Origin of the sequence: Actinomadura luzonensis (assembly GCF_022664455.2) — a bacterium.
GTDB lineage: Bacteria > Actinomycetota > Actinomycetes > Streptosporangiales > Streptosporangiaceae > Nonomuraea > Nonomuraea luzonensis.
Genome location: NZ_JAKRKC020000001.1, coordinates 4,823,840 through 4,839,024, shown reverse-complemented (window position 1 = coordinate 4,839,024; position 15,185 = coordinate 4,823,840). Strand labels below are relative to the sequence as shown.

General features: G+C 73.3%; 16 protein-coding genes. 12 read left to right on the top strand and 4 right to left on the bottom strand.

Features of this window, described 5'->3' with window-relative positions:
* Positions 1-51: 51 nt before the first annotated feature.
* A complete protein-coding gene (locus MF672_RS23045; protein ID WP_242371476.1) occupies positions 52-1,428 on the top strand; it encodes an alkaline phosphatase PhoX in 1,377 nt (458 codons plus the stop codon).
* 18 nt (positions 1,429-1,446) lie between these two features.
* Here the strand turns inward: MF672_RS23045 and MF672_RS23040 are convergent, their stop codons facing one another.
* A complete protein-coding gene (locus MF672_RS23040) occupies positions 1,447-1,983 on the bottom strand; it encodes a hypothetical protein (protein ID WP_242371478.1) in 537 nt (178 codons plus the stop codon).
* Between the two features lie 140 nt (positions 1,984-2,123).
* Here MF672_RS23040 and argC point away from each other — a divergent pair, with 140 nt between their 5' ends.
* The 8 genes from argC to MF672_RS23000 all read left to right on the top strand — a co-directional run bounded on the left by argC (position 2,124) and on the right by MF672_RS23000 (position 9,948).
* A complete protein-coding gene (gene argC / locus MF672_RS23035) occupies positions 2,124-3,146 on the top strand; it encodes an N-acetyl-gamma-glutamyl-phosphate reductase (RefSeq protein WP_242371479.1) in 1,023 nt (340 codons plus the stop codon).
* Complete coding sequence (gene argJ / locus MF672_RS23030; protein WP_242371482.1) at positions 3,143-4,294, top strand: bifunctional glutamate N-acetyltransferase/amino-acid acetyltransferase ArgJ; 1,152 nt, start codon at positions 3,143-3,145, stop codon at positions 4,292-4,294. The genes argC and argJ overlap by 4 nt, the downstream gene beginning before the upstream one ends.
* Entirely contained in the window at positions 4,291-5,163 is an 873-nt protein-coding gene (gene argB, locus MF672_RS23025) for an acetylglutamate kinase (protein ID WP_242371483.1), read from the top strand. The genes argJ and argB overlap by 4 nt, the downstream gene beginning before the upstream one ends.
* Positions 5,163-6,329, top strand: coding sequence for an acetylornithine transaminase (locus MF672_RS23020; protein ID WP_242371485.1), 1,167 nt, complete (start codon positions 5,163-5,165; stop codon positions 6,327-6,329). The genes argB and MF672_RS23020 overlap by 1 nt, the downstream gene beginning before the upstream one ends.
* Positions 6,326-7,246, top strand: coding sequence for an ornithine carbamoyltransferase (gene argF, locus MF672_RS23015; protein ID WP_242371488.1), 921 nt, complete (start codon positions 6,326-6,328; stop codon positions 7,244-7,246). Before MF672_RS23020 ends, argF begins: the two co-directional genes overlap by 4 nt.
* The gene (locus tag MF672_RS23010) at positions 7,243-7,749 is read left to right on the top strand and encodes an arginine repressor (protein WP_242371490.1); all 507 of its coding nucleotides are present in this window, start codon (positions 7,243-7,245) and stop codon (positions 7,747-7,749) included. The genes argF and MF672_RS23010 overlap by 4 nt, the downstream gene beginning before the upstream one ends.
* A gap of 83 nt (positions 7,750-7,832) precedes the next feature.
* Positions 7,833-9,254: an argininosuccinate lyase gene (gene argH / locus MF672_RS23005; RefSeq protein WP_242371492.1), complete on the top strand. Its 1,422-nt coding sequence runs from the start codon at positions 7,833-7,835 to the stop codon at positions 9,252-9,254.
* A gap of 1 nt (position 9,255) precedes the next feature.
* Entirely contained in the window at positions 9,256-9,948 is a 693-nt protein-coding gene (locus tag MF672_RS23000) for a DNA-3-methyladenine glycosylase (protein WP_407654738.1), read from the top strand.
* Here MF672_RS23000 and MF672_RS22995 read toward each other — a convergent pair.
* Positions 9,888-10,289 carry a PH domain-containing protein gene (locus tag MF672_RS22995; protein ID WP_242371494.1) on the bottom strand — a complete coding sequence of 134 codons (402 nt, stop codon included), beginning with the start codon at positions 10,287-10,289 and terminating at the stop codon, positions 9,888-9,890. The two genes, MF672_RS23000 and MF672_RS22995, sit on opposite strands and share 61 nt — an antisense overlap.
* A 90-nt stretch (positions 10,290-10,379) precedes the next feature.
* Between MF672_RS22995 and tyrS the strand changes: the two genes are divergently transcribed.
* Positions 10,380-11,645: a tyrosine--tRNA ligase gene (gene tyrS, locus MF672_RS22990; protein ID WP_242371496.1), complete on the top strand. Its 1,266-nt coding sequence runs from the start codon at positions 10,380-10,382 to the stop codon at positions 11,643-11,645.
* 130 nt (positions 11,646-11,775) lie between these two features.
* Here tyrS and MF672_RS22985 read toward each other — a convergent pair whose 3' ends face one another.
* Entirely contained in the window at positions 11,776-13,221 is a 1,446-nt protein-coding gene (locus MF672_RS22985) for a glycosyltransferase family 39 protein (protein ID WP_247815392.1), read from the bottom strand.
* 32 nt (positions 13,222-13,253) lie between these two features.
* Between MF672_RS22985 and MF672_RS22980 the strand changes: the two genes are divergently transcribed.
* Entirely contained in the window at positions 13,254-13,850 is a 597-nt protein-coding gene (locus tag MF672_RS22980) for an HAD family hydrolase (RefSeq protein WP_242371501.1), read from the top strand.
* Between the two features lie 96 nt (positions 13,851-13,946).
* Here MF672_RS22980 and MF672_RS22975 read toward each other — a convergent pair whose 3' ends face one another.
* Positions 13,947-14,351 (bottom strand): PPOX class F420-dependent oxidoreductase, encoded by a 405-nt coding sequence (locus MF672_RS22975; protein ID WP_242371502.1) that lies wholly within the window; start codon positions 14,349-14,351, stop codon positions 13,947-13,949.
* A gap of 106 nt (positions 14,352-14,457) precedes the next feature.
* On the opposite strand from MF672_RS22975, the gene MF672_RS22970 reads away from it, so the two are divergent.
* A complete protein-coding gene (locus MF672_RS22970; RefSeq protein ID WP_242371504.1) occupies positions 14,458-14,931 on the top strand; it encodes a MarR family winged helix-turn-helix transcriptional regulator in 474 nt (157 codons plus the stop codon).
* Positions 14,932-15,185: the final 254 nt, after the last annotated feature.

Sequence of the window (15,185 nt, the reverse complement as noted above, 5' to 3'; positions counted from 1 at the left end):
CCGACTGGCACCACCTCTCGCAACTGGAGGCGATCTCCCATGTCAACACCGGTGTCCCGTCGTTCTTTCCTCCGCCGCAGCGCCGCAGGGGGCCTGGGGATCGCTCTCGCGGGCAGCGTCGAGTCCATCGCCGAGACCGGGGCCGCCCGCGCCGCCACCCGCACCCTCGCCGGGTACGGCCCGCTGGTGCCCGACCCGGCCGGGCTGTTCAGCCTGCCCGCCGGGTTCTCGTACAAGGTGGTCGCCGAGGCGGGCGTCACGCTGCTGGACAGCGGGCAGCCCACCCCCAGCGACCCGGACGGCATGGCCTGGTTCGCCGGCCGCAACGGGGGCGGCTCGCTGGTGTGCAACCACGAGATCGTCTTCGACGAGCCGTACGCCGTCCCCACGCTGCCCGGCCTCACCTACGACCCGGGCGCGCGCGGCGGCACCACCACCATCGAGCTGACCGCCGCCGGCGACCGCCTGTGCGAGTACGTCAGCCTGGCCGGCACGCTCAACAACTGCGCGGGCGGCCGCACCCCCTGGAACTCCTGGCTGAGCTGCGAGGAGGCCGAGTACCTGGCGCAGGGCCCGCTGCAGAAGGACCACGGCTACGTCTTCGAGGTGCACGCCTTCGACCGCGAGGCCAACCTGGACCCGGTGCCGCTGAAGTTCCTCGGCCGCTACGCGCACGAGGCCGTCGCGGTGGACCCGCTCACCTACGCCGTCTACCTCACCGAGGACGCCGAGGGCCCCAACGGCCTGTACTACCGCTGGCTGCCGCCCCAGGGCTTCCGCGGCGGCAAGGGCGCCTTACGCGCGCTCGCCCTGTCCTCCGGGGGCGACACCGCCGGCCGGCTGCAGGCCATGAGCTGCTACGACGGCCGCCGGCACGTCGACGACCTGTCCGAGGCCACCCTGCCGGGCACCGCGTACCAGGTGCGCTGGGTGGACGTGCCCGACCGCGACGCCCGCTCCGTCTCCATCCGCCGCCAGTTCGCCGCCGGGCAGGTCACCCACGCGCACAAGCTGGAGGGCGCCTACTGGGGCGAGGGCGGCGCGTACCTGGTCTCCAGCTTCGCCCGCGCCGCCGACGGCAGCGCCCGCGAGCACGACGGCCAGGTGTGGTTCTACGACCCGCGCGCCCGCACCGTCACGCTCAAAACCATCTTCGGCGTCAACCCCGACCCGATGAGCGGCTACGGCGGCCCCGACAACATCGCGCTGTCGCCGCACGGCGGGGTGATCCTGGCCGAGGACGGCGAGGGCTACAACCACCTGGTGGGGGTCACCCGGGACGGCACGCCGTACCTGCTGGGCCGCAACGAGGCCAACGAGAGCGAGCTGGCCGGCCCCACCTTCAGCGGCGACGGCTCCATCCTGTTCGCCAACATCTACTCGCCCGGCCACGTCCTCGCCATCACCGGCCCCTGGCAGCGCACCTGAGCCGGCGCGAGGCGGCTCTCAGGCGTAGGCCGCGACCAGCCCGGCCAGCATCCCCGCCGTCCCGGCCGCCGTGACCAGCCACCCGCCGATCACGGCGGCCCGCCGCCCCCGGCGCGCCCCGGCCCAGTACATGAGCACGTACGGCAGGAACCCCAGCCCGCCGAAGCCGACCGCCGGCAGCGCCAGCGCCGCCAGCACCCCCTTCGTCCCCGCCGGCGCCGCCCGGTCGCCGCCCGGCGTGAGCTGCGCCCGCACGACGTCGCCCGCCGAGGAGTCCGGCGAGGCGTCCACCGGCACCGGCGGTCCGCCCGAGTCCGGCGCGAACTCGCCCTTGCAGTCGTAGCGGCCCTCGCCCAGGTCCTCGCACGAGATCACCCGCAGCGTCCCCGGGGTGCCCGTGCGGCCGGTCGCGAGCTCCAGGTCCCCGATCGCGAACCACATCGGCATCAGGCACACGACCAGCCAGAGCAGCACGAGCACGGCCCGGCCCCACCGCCCGGGGTCCCGCCCCCGCCCCGGTGTGACGAACTGCACATCGGACAAGAAATCGCTCATAGGCTCATCATTCCGGCTCCGACTTGGTGTTCACCTGCAACCGGCTGGGAAAGGCGGCTTGCGAACTGCTTCTTCGCCGTGCATCATTCTCACCAGCAAGGTCATGAGCTGTGGTGCATGAATATGCAGGAGGGCGGCCGATGAGAGCGGCGATAGCGGGAGCCAGCGGCTACGCGGGCGGGGAGCTGCTGCGCCTCCTGCTCGGGCATCCCGAGTTCGAGATCGGCGCGCTCACCGCCGCCTCCAGCGCCGGCAGCCGGCTCGGCGCCCACCAGCCCCACCTGCCGCAGCTCGCCGACCGGGTCATCGAGGACACCACCGCCGCCGCGCTGGCCGGCCACGACGTCGTCTTCCTCGCCCTGCCCCACGGCCACTCGGCCGCCGTCGCCGCGCAGCTCGGCGACGAGACCGTCGTCGTCGACTGCGGCGCCGACCACCGCCTCGCCGACCCCGCCGCCTGGCGGGAGTTCTACGGCGGCGAGCACGCCGGCACCTGGCCCTACGGCCTGCCCGAGCTGCCCGGGCAGCGCGCGGCGCTGCGCGGCGCCCGGCGCATCGCGGTGCCCGGCTGCTACCCGACCTCCGTGCTGCTCGCCCTCTTCCCCGCCTTCGCCGCCGGCCTGGCCGGGCCCGACGTCGTCGTGGTCGCCGCCAGCGGCGCCAGCGGCGCGGGCAAGTCGCTCAAGCCCAGCCTGCTGGGCAGCGAGGTCATGGGCTCGGTCAGCGCGTACGGCGTCGGCGGCGTCCACCGCCACACCCCCGAGATGGAGCAGGGCCTGACGGCCGTCGCCGGCACGCCGGTGCGCGTCTCCTTCACCCCCACGCTGGCCCCGATGAGCCGCGGCATCCTCGCCACCTGCACCGCGCCCGCCGCGCCCGGCCTCACCAAGGAGGCGCTGCGCACGGCGTACGAGGTGGCGCTGAAGGACGAGCCCTTCGTCCGGCTGCTGCCCGACGGCACCTGGCCGGCCACCGCCATGACCTACGGCGCCAACACCGCCGCCCTGCAGGTGACGCTCGACGAGCGCGCCGGCCGCGTCGTCGCCGTCATCGCCATCGACAACCTCACCAAGGGCACCGCCGGGGGCGCGATCCAGAGCGTCAACCTCGCCCTCGGCCTGCCGGAAGAGCTCGGCCTCCCCCTGACAGGAGTCGCACCGTGAGTGTTACCGCTCCACTCGGTTTCAGAGCCGCGGGAGTCGCCGCCGGGATCAAGCCCGGCGGCGCCCGCGACCTGGCCCTCGTCGTCAACGACGGGCCCAGCCGCGCCGCCGCGGGCGTCTTCACCGCCAACCGCGTGAAGGCCGCGCCCGTGCTGTGGTCGCAGCAGGTCCTCGCGGGCGGCCGGCTGCGAGCGGTGGTGCTCAACTCCGGCGGCGCCAACGCCTGCACCGGCCCCGAGGGCTTCCAGGACACCCACGCCACCGCGGAGAAGGTCGCCGAGGTCCTGGCGGACTCGGCCGGCGAGGTCGCGGTCTGCTCCACCGGCCTCATCGGCGAGCGGCTGCCCATGGACGAGCTGCTGTCCGGCGTCGAGACCGCCGCGGGCCAGCTCTCCCGCGACGGCGGCCTGGCCGCCGCCGACGCCATCCGCACCACCGACACCGTCAGCAAGATCTCCTTCAAGCGGGCCTCCGGCTACATGGTCGGCGGCATGGCCAAGGGCGCCGGCATGCTCGCCCCCGCCCTCGCCACCATGCTCTGCGTGATCACCACCGACGCCGAGCTGACCAGCGAGGAGCTGGACGCCGCGCTGCGCAAGGCCACCTCGCGCACCTTCGACCGGCTCGACACCGACGGCTGCATGTCCACCAACGACACCGTGCTGCTGCTGGCCAGCGGCGCCTCCGGCGTCCGGCCGGACCTCGCCGAGTTCGAGCAGAAGGTCCAGGAGGTCTGCGCCGACCTGGCCCGCCAGCTCCTCGTGGACGCCGAGGGCGCCACCAAGGCCATCGCCATCGAGGTCGTCGGCGCCGCCTCCGAGGCCGACGCCGTCACCGTCGGCCGCGCGGTCGCCCGTTCCAACCTGCTCAAGTGCGCCGTGCACGGCGAGGACCCCAACTGGGGCCGCGTCCTCGCCGCCGTCGGCACCACCGACGCCGTCTTCGAGCCCGACCGGCTCAACGTCGCCATCAACGGCATCTGGATCTGCCGCGGCGGCGCGGTCGGCGACGACCGCGGCAAGGTGGACATGCGCCCCAGGGACGTCACGATCACCGTCGACCTGTCGGCCGGCCCGCACACCGCGACCGTCCACACCACCGACCTGACCGCGGACTACGTCCACGAGAACTCGGCGTACAGCTCATGAGACGCAGCGCGGCCCAGACCAAGGCGGAGACCCTCATCGAGGCGCTGCCCTGGCTCACCCGCTTCCACGGCGCCACCGTCGTCGTCAAGTACGGCGGCAACGCCATGACCGACGAGGGGCTGAAGGCCGGCTTCGCCGAGGACGTCGTCTTCCTCCAGCACGCCGGCCTGCGCCCGGTCGTCGTGCACGGCGGCGGCCCCCAGATCAGCAGCGCGCTCGACCGGCTCGGCATCGAGTCCACCTTCACCGCCGGCCTCCGCGTCACCACGCCCGAGGCCATGCAGGTGGTCAGGATGGTCCTGGTCGGCCAGGTCAACCGCGACATCGTCGGGCTGGTCAACCGGCACGGCCCGTTCGCGGTCGGCATGTCGGGCGAGGACGCCCACCTGTTCACCGCCGTGCGCAAGCACGCCGTCGTGGACGGCGAGCCCGTGGACATCGGCCAGGTCGGCGAGATCATCAAGGTCGACCCCGGCGCCGTGCGCGCCCTCATCGGGGACGGCCGCATCCCCGTGATCTCCAGCGTCGCCCGCGGCGACGACGGCGAGATCTACAACGTCAACGCCGACACCGCCGCCGCGGCGCTGGCCGTGGCCCTGCAGGCGCAGAAGCTCATCGTCCTCACCGACGTCGAGGGCCTGTACGCCAACTGGCCCGACGACACCGACGTCATCGACCAGCTCACCGCCGACGAGCTGGAGACCCTCATGCCCACCCTGGCCAGCGGCATGGTCCCGAAGATGGAGGCGTGCCTGACGGCCGTGCAGGGCGGCGTGCCGCAGGCCCACGTGCTCGACGGCCGCATGCCCCACGCCCTGCTGCTGGAGATCTTCACCAATGAAGGAATCGGAACGATGGTGATGCCCTGATGAGCCTGTTCACGAGGTTCGAGAACGCCTTCATGCCCAACTACGGCGTCCCCCCGGTCGCCCTGGCCCGCGGCGAGGGCAGCCGCGTCTGGGACGTGGACGGCAAGGAGTACCTCGACTTCATCGCCGGCATCGCCACCAGCTCGCTCGGCCACGCCCACCCGGCCCTGGTCGAGGCCGTCTCCCGCCAGGTCGCGACCATCGCGCACACCAGCAACCTGTTCCTGCACGAGCCCGAGGTGCTGCTCGCCGAGAAGCTGCGCTCGCTGCTCGACGCCCCGGCCCGGGTCTTCTTCGCCAACTCCGGCACCGAGGCCAACGAGGCCGCCTACAAGCTGGCGCTCAAGTACGGCCGCCGCGAGGGCCGCAGCTACTTCGTCGCCGCCGAGAACGGCTTCCACGGCCGCACCATCGGCGCCCTGTCGCTGACCGGCAAGCCGTCCATCCGCGACCCGTTCGGACCGTTCCCGGTGGACGTGCGCTTCGTCCCCTACGGCGACGCCGACGCGCTGAAGGAGGCCGTCACCGGCGACTGCATCGCGGTCTTCCTGGAGCCCACCCAGGGCGAGGCCGGCGTCGTGCCGCCGCCCGACGGCTACTTCGAGGCCGCCCGCGAGATCTGCGACTCCACCGGCGCGCTGCTGGTCGCCGACGAGATCCAGTCCGCCATCGGCCGCTCCGGCCACTGGTTCGCGCACCAGGCCGACGGCGTCACCCCCGACATCCTCACCCTGGCCAAGGGCCTCGGCGGCGGCCTGCCCATCGGCGCGTGCGTGGGATTCGGCGACGTGGGCAGGCTCTTCGGCAAGGGCGACCACGGCTCGACCTTCGGCGGCAACCCGGTCTCCTGCGCCGCCGCGCTCGCGGTGCTCGACAACGTCGACCTCGGCCACGTCCGGAAGGTCGCCGAGCGGCTGCGCGGCGGCCTGGAGGCGGTGGCGCACCCGCTGCTGAAGGGCGTGCGCGGCCGCGGCCTGTGGCTGGCCACGGTGCTGCGCGAGCCCCGCTCGGCGCAGGTGCAGCAGGCCGCGGCGGAGGCCGGGTTCCTGGTCAACGCCCTGCAGCCGGACGCGGTGCGCATCGCGCCCCCGCTGGTGGTGACGGCAGAAGAGGTGGACGCCTTCGTGACGGCGTTCCCCGGGATCCTGGAAGAGGCGGGCAAGTGACGCGGCACTTTCTCTCGGACGACGACCTCACGCCCGCCGAGCAGGCGGAGGTCCTGGACCTGGCCGAGGCGATGAAGAAGGACCGCTTCGGCTACCGGCCCTTCGCCGGCCCGCAGACCGTCGCGGTGCTGTTCGACAAGCCCTCGGCCCGCACCCGCGTCTCCTTCCACACCGGCATCGGCGAGCTGGGCGGCCTGCCGCTCGTCGTCGACAACGTGGCCGCCCTCATGGGCCGCGGCGAGCCCGCCAAGGACCTCGCCCGCGTCCTCGACCGGCAGGTCGCCGCCATCGTCTGGCGCACCGGCGGGCAGGAGCTCATCGAGGAGATGGCCGCGCACTCCCGCGTCCCGGTCGTCAACGCCCTCACGGACCAGTACCACCCCTGCCAGATCCTCGCCGACCTGCAGACCGTCCGCGAGCACCTGGGCCGCACCGCCGGGCTCACGCTCGCCTACGTCGGCGACGGCGCCAACAACATGGCCCACTCCTACCTGCTCGGCGGCGCCACCGCCGGCCTGCACGTGCGCGTCGCCGCCCCGGCCGGCTACCAGCCCGACGCGGTCGTGCTCGACCGGGCCGCCGCGATCGCCGCCCGCACCGGCGGCTCGGTGACCGCCCTGTCCGACCCGGCCGCCGCCGTCCAGGGCGCCCACGTGGTCGCCACCGACACGTGGGTGTCGATGGGGCAGAGCGGCAAGGAGGAGCGGGTGGCGGCGCTCATGCCGTACCAGGTGAACGCCGAGCTGCTGGAGCACGCGGCGCCAGAGGCGATCGTGCTGCACTGCCTGCCCGCCTACCGCGGCTACGAGATCACCGAGGACGTCCTCGAAGGCCCGCGCAGCGTCGTGTGGGACCAGGCCGAGAACCGCCTGCACGCCCAGAAGGCGCTCCTGCACTGGCTGGCGACCCGGCCATGACCATCCCGATGACCAAGGCGGCCCGGCAGGCGAAGATCACCGACCTGCTGCGGCGGCAGGCCGTGCGCTCCCAGCCCGAGCTCGCCAAGCTGCTCGCCGACAGCGGCGTCGAGGTCACCCAGGCCACGCTCTCGCGCGACCTGGACGAGCTCGGCGCGCTCAAGCTCCGCGCCGAGGACGGCTCCCTGGTGTACGCGCTGCCCGGCGAGGGCGGCGCCCGCATCCCGGTCGCCCGGGTCGGCGCCGGCGAGTCGCCCTCCGCCCGCCTCCAGCGCGTGGCGGAGGAGCTGCTGGTCAGCGCCGAGGCCTCGGCCAACCTGGTCGTCGTGAAGACCCCGCCCGGCGCGGCGCAGTTCATGTCCTCGGCCATCGACCACGCCGACTGGGAGTCGATCCTCGGCACCGTCGCGGGCGACGACACGATCCTCGTCATCACCCGCGACCCGCAGGGCGGCCAGGCCGTCGCCGAGGCGCTGCTGAAAGTCGCCGACCGGCGCAGCTGAGACACACCCGCGAGGCCGACTCGCGCCGGGCCCGACTTGCGCTGGGCCCGGCTTCCACTAGGGTCGCGGGGGACACGAAGGAGATGACGGTGAGTGAAGGCAAGCCGATGCGGCTGTGGGGCGGGCGTTTCGAGAGCGGCCCGTCCGACGCGCTGGCCCGGCTGTCGGTGAGCGTGCACTTCGACTGGCGGCTCGTGCCGTACGACCTGGCGGCGTCCAGGGCGCACGCGCGGGTGCTGCACAGGGCGGGGCTGCTGAGCGCCGAGGAGCTCGAGCGCATGATCGGCGCGCTCGACGACCTGGACCGCGCCTGCAAGGCGGGCGAGTTCCGGCCGACCGTGGCCGACGAGGACGTGCACACCGCGCTGGAGCGCGGCCTGCTCGAACGCCTCGGCTCGCTCGGCGGCAAGCTCCGCGCCGGCCGCTCGCGCAACGACCAGATCGCCACCGACCTGCGCCTCTACCTCCGCGACCACGTCCGCATGGTCGTCTCCCGGGTGGTCGAGCTGGAGACGGCGCTCATGGCCCAGGCCGAGCAGCACGCCGAGACCGCCGCGCCCGGCATGACCCACCTGCAGCACGCGCAGCCGGTGTCGTTCGGCCACCAGCTCCTCGCGCACGTGCACGCCTTCGCCCGCGACGTCGAGCGCCTCACCGACTGGGACAAACGCGCCGCGATCTCCCCGCTCGGCGCGGGCGCGCTGGCCGGCTCGTCGCTGCCGCTCGACCCGCAGGCCGTGGCCGAGGAGCTGGGCTTCGCCGCCGCCGCCCCCAACTCGATGGACGCCGTCGCCGACCGCGACTTCGCCGCCGAGTTCCTGTTCGACGCGGCCATGATCGGCGTGCACCTGTCGCGGCTGGGCGAGGAGATCGTCCTGTGGGCCTCGCAGGAGTTCCGCTGGATCGAGATGGACGACGCCTACTCCACCGGCTCCTCGATCATGCCGCAGAAGAAGAACCCCGACGTGGCCGAGCTGGCCCGCGGCAAGTCCGGCCGGCTCATCGGCAACCTCATGTCGCTGCTGACCACGCTCAAGGGCCTGCCGCTCACCTACAACCGCGACCTGCAGGAGGACAAGGAGCCGGTGTTCGACACCGTCGACACCCTGCTGCTGGTCCTGCCCGCCATGGCCGGGCTGGTCGCCACCATGCGGGTCAACACCGCCCGGATGGAGTCCTCCGCCCCCGACGGCTTCGCCCTCGCCACCGACCTCGCCGAGCTGCTGGTGCGGCGCGGCGTGCCGTTCCGCGAGGCGCACGAGGCCGTCGGCCACCTCGTGGTGTGGTGCCAGGTCAACGACAAGGACCTCGGCGAGCTCACCGACGACGAGCTGCTCAAGGTCTCCGCCCACCTGACCCCCGACGTGCGCGACGTGCTCAACGTGCCCGGCGCGCTCGCCGCCCGCAAGGCGCACGGCGGCACCGCCCCCGACCGGGTGCGCGACCAGCTCGTCGCGCTGCGCGAGGCGGTCGACGCGCAGGCGGCGTGGGCGGCGCAGAGCTGACGTGCCGCTGAGTTCTACGCCGCTGCCGCGGGCCTTCTTCGACCGGCCCTCGCACGAGGTGGCGCCCGACCTGCTCGGGCGCGTCCTCGTGCACGGCCCCGTCGCCGTGCGCCTGACCGAGGTCGAGGCGTACGGCGGCCCCGGCGAGGACCCGGCCGCCCACACCTACCGCGGCAGGACGCCGCGCAACGCGGTCATGTTCGGCCCGCCGGGCCACCTGTACGTGTACTTCACCTACGGCATGCACTTCTGCGCCAACCTCGTCTGCCTGCCCGAGGGCTCGGGCTCGGCCGTGCTGCTGCGGGCCGGCGAGGTGGTGGAGGGCGTCGAGGTGGCGCGGGCCCGCCGCTCCGGCGCCCGCTCCGCCGCCCGTCCCGTGCCCGACCGCGACCTCGCCCGCGGCCCGGCGCGGCTCGCGGTGGCGCTCGGCCTGGCCCGCGAGCACAACGGCCTCGACGCCGTCCTGGAGGGATCGCCCGCCGGGCGGCCCCACGCCTCGGCCGCCGTGCTCGAAGGCACGCCGCCTGCCCCCGCGCTCGTCCGGTCCGGGCCGCGCACCGGCATCTCCACCGCCAAGGACGTGCCGTGGCGGTTCTGGATCGACGGCGACCCGACCGTGTCGCCGTACCGGGCTCACGTGCCGCGCCGCCGCAACTCCGCCGCCACCTCCGTGGGGGAGGCCCCGAGCTCGTGAGGGCTGAAGAGGTGGAGGTTGTCGCCGGTGTCGATCTCCAGCATCTCGCTGCGCAGCCCCCACCGCCGCCGCACGTCCACCTTGACGTCCCTGATGTCCTCCCAGGGCACGTGCCGGTGCCCCGCGAACCCGTGCACCACCGTGATGCCGCGCTCGTCGGCCGCCAGCCGCACCGGCACCAGCACGTCCCGCAGCCCCATGCCGCCGACCAGCACCGCCGCGGGCACGGCCAGGATCACGCCGCGGACATCGCCCGAGAGCCACCAGTAGACCGCGAGACCCGCGCACGCCGCAGCCCCTAAGATCTTGAAAACGGCCAGCTCGCGACGGACCTTCCACATGGGCACAGAGCGTATCCAAGTGGCGGGCCACCCGGGCGATCGGGCACGCTGTACTCATCCCATTGTCTGACTACGTGGAAAGCCGGCACAGTGACCGACATTCTCGACGAACTCGAATGGCGCGACGTCCTCGCGCAGACCACCGACATCGACGCCCTGCGCGAGGCGCTGTCGAAGGGTCCGATCACCGTCTATGCCGGCTTCGACCCGACCGCCCCCTCCCTGCACGTCGGCAACCTCGCCACGCTGCTCATCCTCACCCGCTTCCAGCGCGCGGGGCACAAGCCGATCGGCCTGGTCGGCGGCGCCACCGGCCTGATCGGCGACCCGAGCGGCCGCAGCACCGAGCGGGTGCTCAACACCGCCGAGGTGGTGGCCGAGTGGGTGCAGCGCATCCGGGTGCAGGTGGAGAAGTTCCTGTCGTTCGAGCCGGGGCCCACCGCCGCCACGCTGGTCAGCAACCTCGACTGGACCGCCGAGATGACGGCCATCGACTTCCTGCGCGACGTCGGCAAGCACTTCCCGGTCAACCGCATGCTGGCCCGCGAGTCCGTCTCGGCCCGGCTGGCCGGCGAAGGGCTCAGCTACACCGAGTTCAGCTACCAGATCCTGCAGGCCAACGACTACCTGGAGCTGCACCGCCGGCACGGCTGCGCGCTGCAGATCGGCGGCAGCGACCAGTGGGGCAACATCACCGCGGGCGTCGACCTGATCCGGCGGGTCGAGGGCGCCCACGTGCACGCGCTCACCGGCAAGCTGATCACCAAGGCCGACGGCACCAAGTTCGGCAAGACGGCGGGCGGGGCCGTGTGGCTCGACCCGGCGCTCACCTCGCCGTACGCGTTCTACCAGTACTGGCTCAACGCCGACGACCGCGACGTGGTGCGCTTCCTCAAGGTGTTCACCTTCCGCACCCGGGAGGAGATCGAGGAGCTGGAGAAGGCCGTCGCCGACCGCCCGTTCGCGCGGGAGGCGCAGCGCGCGCTCGCCGAGGACCTCACCAGGCTGGTCCACGGCGAGGACGAGCTGGCCGCCGTGCTGGCCGCCTCCAAGGCGCTGTTCGGGCAGGGCTCGCTGACGGAGCTGTCGGCGTCCACGCTGGAGGGCGCGCTCGCCGAGGTGCCGAAGGCGCAGGTCGGCGCGCTCGGGGCGAGCTTCGTGGACCTGCTGGCCGACAGCGGCCTGGTCGAGTCCAAGTCGGCGGCCCGGCGGGCGGTCAAGGAGGGCGGGGCGTACCTCAACAACGTCAAGATCACGGACGAGGCGTACGTGCCGTCCGCCGAGGACCTGCTCCAGGGCCGGTTCCTGGTGCTGCGGCGCGGCAAGAAGTCGATCGGCGGCGTCGTGGTCGGCTGACCCGGCGCAGTGGCGGGCCGTTCCCCCCGAGGGGAGCGGCCCGCCGCGTGTTCACCCAGCGCTCTCAACGGACCATGGGGTTCGCTCCGGCGCCGCGGGCCTCACCGGCGCTCGAACAGCGCCACCGGCCTCACCGGCGCTCGAACAGCGCCACCGTCAGCCCCGGCAGGTCGGCCGAGTGCTTGACCAGCGCCGGCTCGAACCCCGCCCGCGCCACCTCCGCCACCCGCGGCACCGCGTCCCCCTCCAGCCCCGCCTGCTTGCTCCCGCGCCAGACCACCCACACCCGCTCGCGCCCCTCGATCGCCGCGGCCACGTCGTCCCGCTCGGGGTAGCCGAACCCGTCCGGCGAGGGCTCGTCGCCGGAGCGCAGCACGTCCACCGGCATCAGCGCGTCGGCGTAGTAGTCGAAGCCGGTGCGGAGCTGGCTCTGCCCGTAGACGATCGCGTCGTCCGGCTCGGCCCTGATCACCCGCAGCGCCCACGGGATGTTCTCGAACCGCCCGTTCTCCTCCCGCACGTCCACGTGGTCGGGCCCGGACAGCGCGCACCCGAGCAGCACGACGGCCACCCCCGCCGCGACCGGGAACCGGGGGAGCGCCGCCACCGCCAGCCCGGCAAGCAGCGCCAGCGCCGGCGCGGTCACGAACAGGTACCGGTCCACGTACGCCGGCGTGACCAGGTGCGACACCGCGAGCAGGAGCAGCGGCGGCAGCACCAGCCACCCCGCCAGCGCCAGGGCCCACGCCGTCTCCCGCCGCCGCGCCCACAGCAGGACGGCCCCCGCCACGGCCAGCGCGAACAGCACCGCCCCGAACACCTCGGTGCCCGCCGCCATCTTCGGGAACCGCAGCCACACCTCGGGGCCGCGCTGCGGGATCCAGCTGATCGCGTGCCGTTCGCCGAACCCGATCACCCCGAGCACCACCGCCGGCACGCCGCCCGCCGCGAGCGCGCCCAGCATCCGCAGCACGACGCCGCGCCGGGCCAGGGCCAGGTGCGCCGGCAGCACCAGCACCGCGAACAGGTGCGTGCAGCACACCAGCGCGACCGCGACCCCGTACAGCACCCACCGCCCGGCCGCCGCGGGCCGCTCCAGCGCCCGGTGCAGCGCCCAGAACGACAACACCACGGCGGCCGCCGCGAACGCGTACGACCTGGCGAACGCCCCGAAGTACGACACCGACGGCAGGATCGCGAAGACCGCCGCCCCGAACACCCCCGCCCTGACCGAGTGCAGCCGGCGGCCCAGGTCGGCGAGGAACCACGCCGCCGCGCCGATCGCCAGCGCCGACGGCAGCCGCAACCACAGCTCCGACTCGCCCGCCATGATCCAGAAGTGCATGAACAGGTAGTAGGGCAGGAAATGACCGTCGATGCCGAGCGCCAGCTCCCACATCCCCGCCAGCGAACGCCGGGCCGCGCTCAGCGTCGCGAGCTCGTCGCCGTTGAGGGTCGCCGAGCCCGTGCCGGAGAACGCCGCGGCGGCGCCGAGCAGCGCCATCCACCAGGGACTCCACGCCCCCGGGCGGATGGCGGGACGGGCCGGAGGGGTGAGGGTGGCGGCAGTGGTCACCGGGGCAGGATACGCGGCATAAGGTCGGAAGCATGGCGAACGTGATCGTTTTCGACCTGTACGGCGTCATCGCCCGCACCCAGAGCCCGGAGGACCGCGCGCGCCTCGTCGAGCTGGCCGGGGTGCCGGGGGAGCGGCTGTGGGAGGCGTACTGGGCCTGCCGCCCCGCCTACGACGCCGGCCAGGACGGCGCCGCGTACTGGGCGGAGGTGGCGCGGCGGCTCGGCGTCCGCTTCGCCGACGTGCCCGCCCTGATCGCGGCCGACCTGGACAGCTGGTGCCGGGTGGACGACGACATGGTCGCGCTGGTGCACGAGCTCGCCGACCGGGGCCACCGGCTGGGCCTGCTGTCGAACATCATCGAGGAGCTGGTGCCGTACTGGGAGTCGCGGCACGCGGACTGGCTCGGCCGCTTCGCGGCGCGGACGTACTCGTGCCGCATCGGGGTGGCGAAGCCGGAGCGGCGGGCGTACGAGATCTGCGCGGAGCGGCTGGGCGTGACGCCGGCGGAGGTGCTGTTCATCGACGACAACGAGGCGAACGTGGCGGGAGCGCGCGAGGCCGGCATGACCGCCGAACTCTTCACCACCCTCCCCCGCCTCCGCACGGTGCTGCCCCCCGCGGCCTGACGCCGCCTTCCGCGTCCAGGACGGTCGCGGAGCGATAGGCGTCCCCGATCGCCCGCTCACGTGCGCGCACCGCGCGTCACCGTCACGCGTCCGCCCTCACTGGCTTGTCGTCCGTGTCGGCCTGACGACGATGACCACCCGCCGCTCGGCGTCACCGACCGGCGGCTCGTACTCCAGGCCGTACCGCCTCGCCAGCACGTCGAAGAAGTCCCCCGCCGGATCCGGCTCGACCCGCTCGACCACACCCCGGATCTCCAGGTACCGATACGGCCGCTCCGGATCGTTGATCGAGACCGCGACCCGCGGATTCTCCACGACATTGCGGTGCTTGCGCCGGTCCGTGGTGGTGGTGAACCGCAGGAACTCCCCGTCCCACACCGTCCACACGGGGTTCACGTTGGGCACGCCGTCGCCGCCGATGGTCGCCAGGTGCGCGAACAACGGCCGCTCCAGCAGATCGAGGTGGCTCGCCGGAATCACTGCCCTGCTCTCTTCGCTCATTTTCTTGTTCCTTCCTTCCTCGCACGCCCGGTCGGCGACGGCACAGTATCAAACCTTTGATGACAATCAAGCCTAGAGCAATGACACGAGCTTGTACGATCGCTGCATGGCGACACGCGAGGACAGGCGGACCGGCGGCACCCTCCCGCCGGAGGACCGGCTCGGCATGGACATCAAGCGCGCCGAGCAGTCCCTGATCACCGCCAAGCAGCTCGCCGTACGACCCGCCGGCCTGACCGTCCCGCAGTACGCCGCGCTGTTCGCCCTCGCCGACAACCCGGGCATCTCCGGCGCTGCGCTGGCCCGCGCCTGCCTGGTGACCCCGCAGGCGATGACCGTGGTGCTGAAGAACCTGGAGGAGCGCGGTCTCATCGACCGTTCCCCCCATCCCTGGCACCGCAACGTCCTGGAGACGCACCTCACGGACGCCGGCCGCGACGCCCTGGTGGCGGCGGACGCGCGGGCCGTGCTGATCGAGCGCGCCCTCGCCGCCGAGTTCACCCAGGAGGAACGGACGACGCTGCGCGAGCTCCTGACCCGCTGCGAGCAGGCCATCGCCCGCGCGGCGACGGACCTGTGAGAGCCGCCGGGTCCTGCCGATTTGACGTGTCGCCGATCGCGACCTAATGTTTCACCTCGCCCCGGGAGTGAGCCGGACGCCGCTCTGGCGGACGGGCCCCGGGCAAGCCCCTCGAGAACAACGAGCCACTCGGCAGAGCTGCTTCGGCATGCTCCTCGTCCGAGGCTCTCCAGGGCGCGCCGAAGCAGCCGGAAAATCGGTTGATTCGACAAGCCCCGGATGCCACGGTAAGTTGTGAGGGTTGCCCCGGAAAC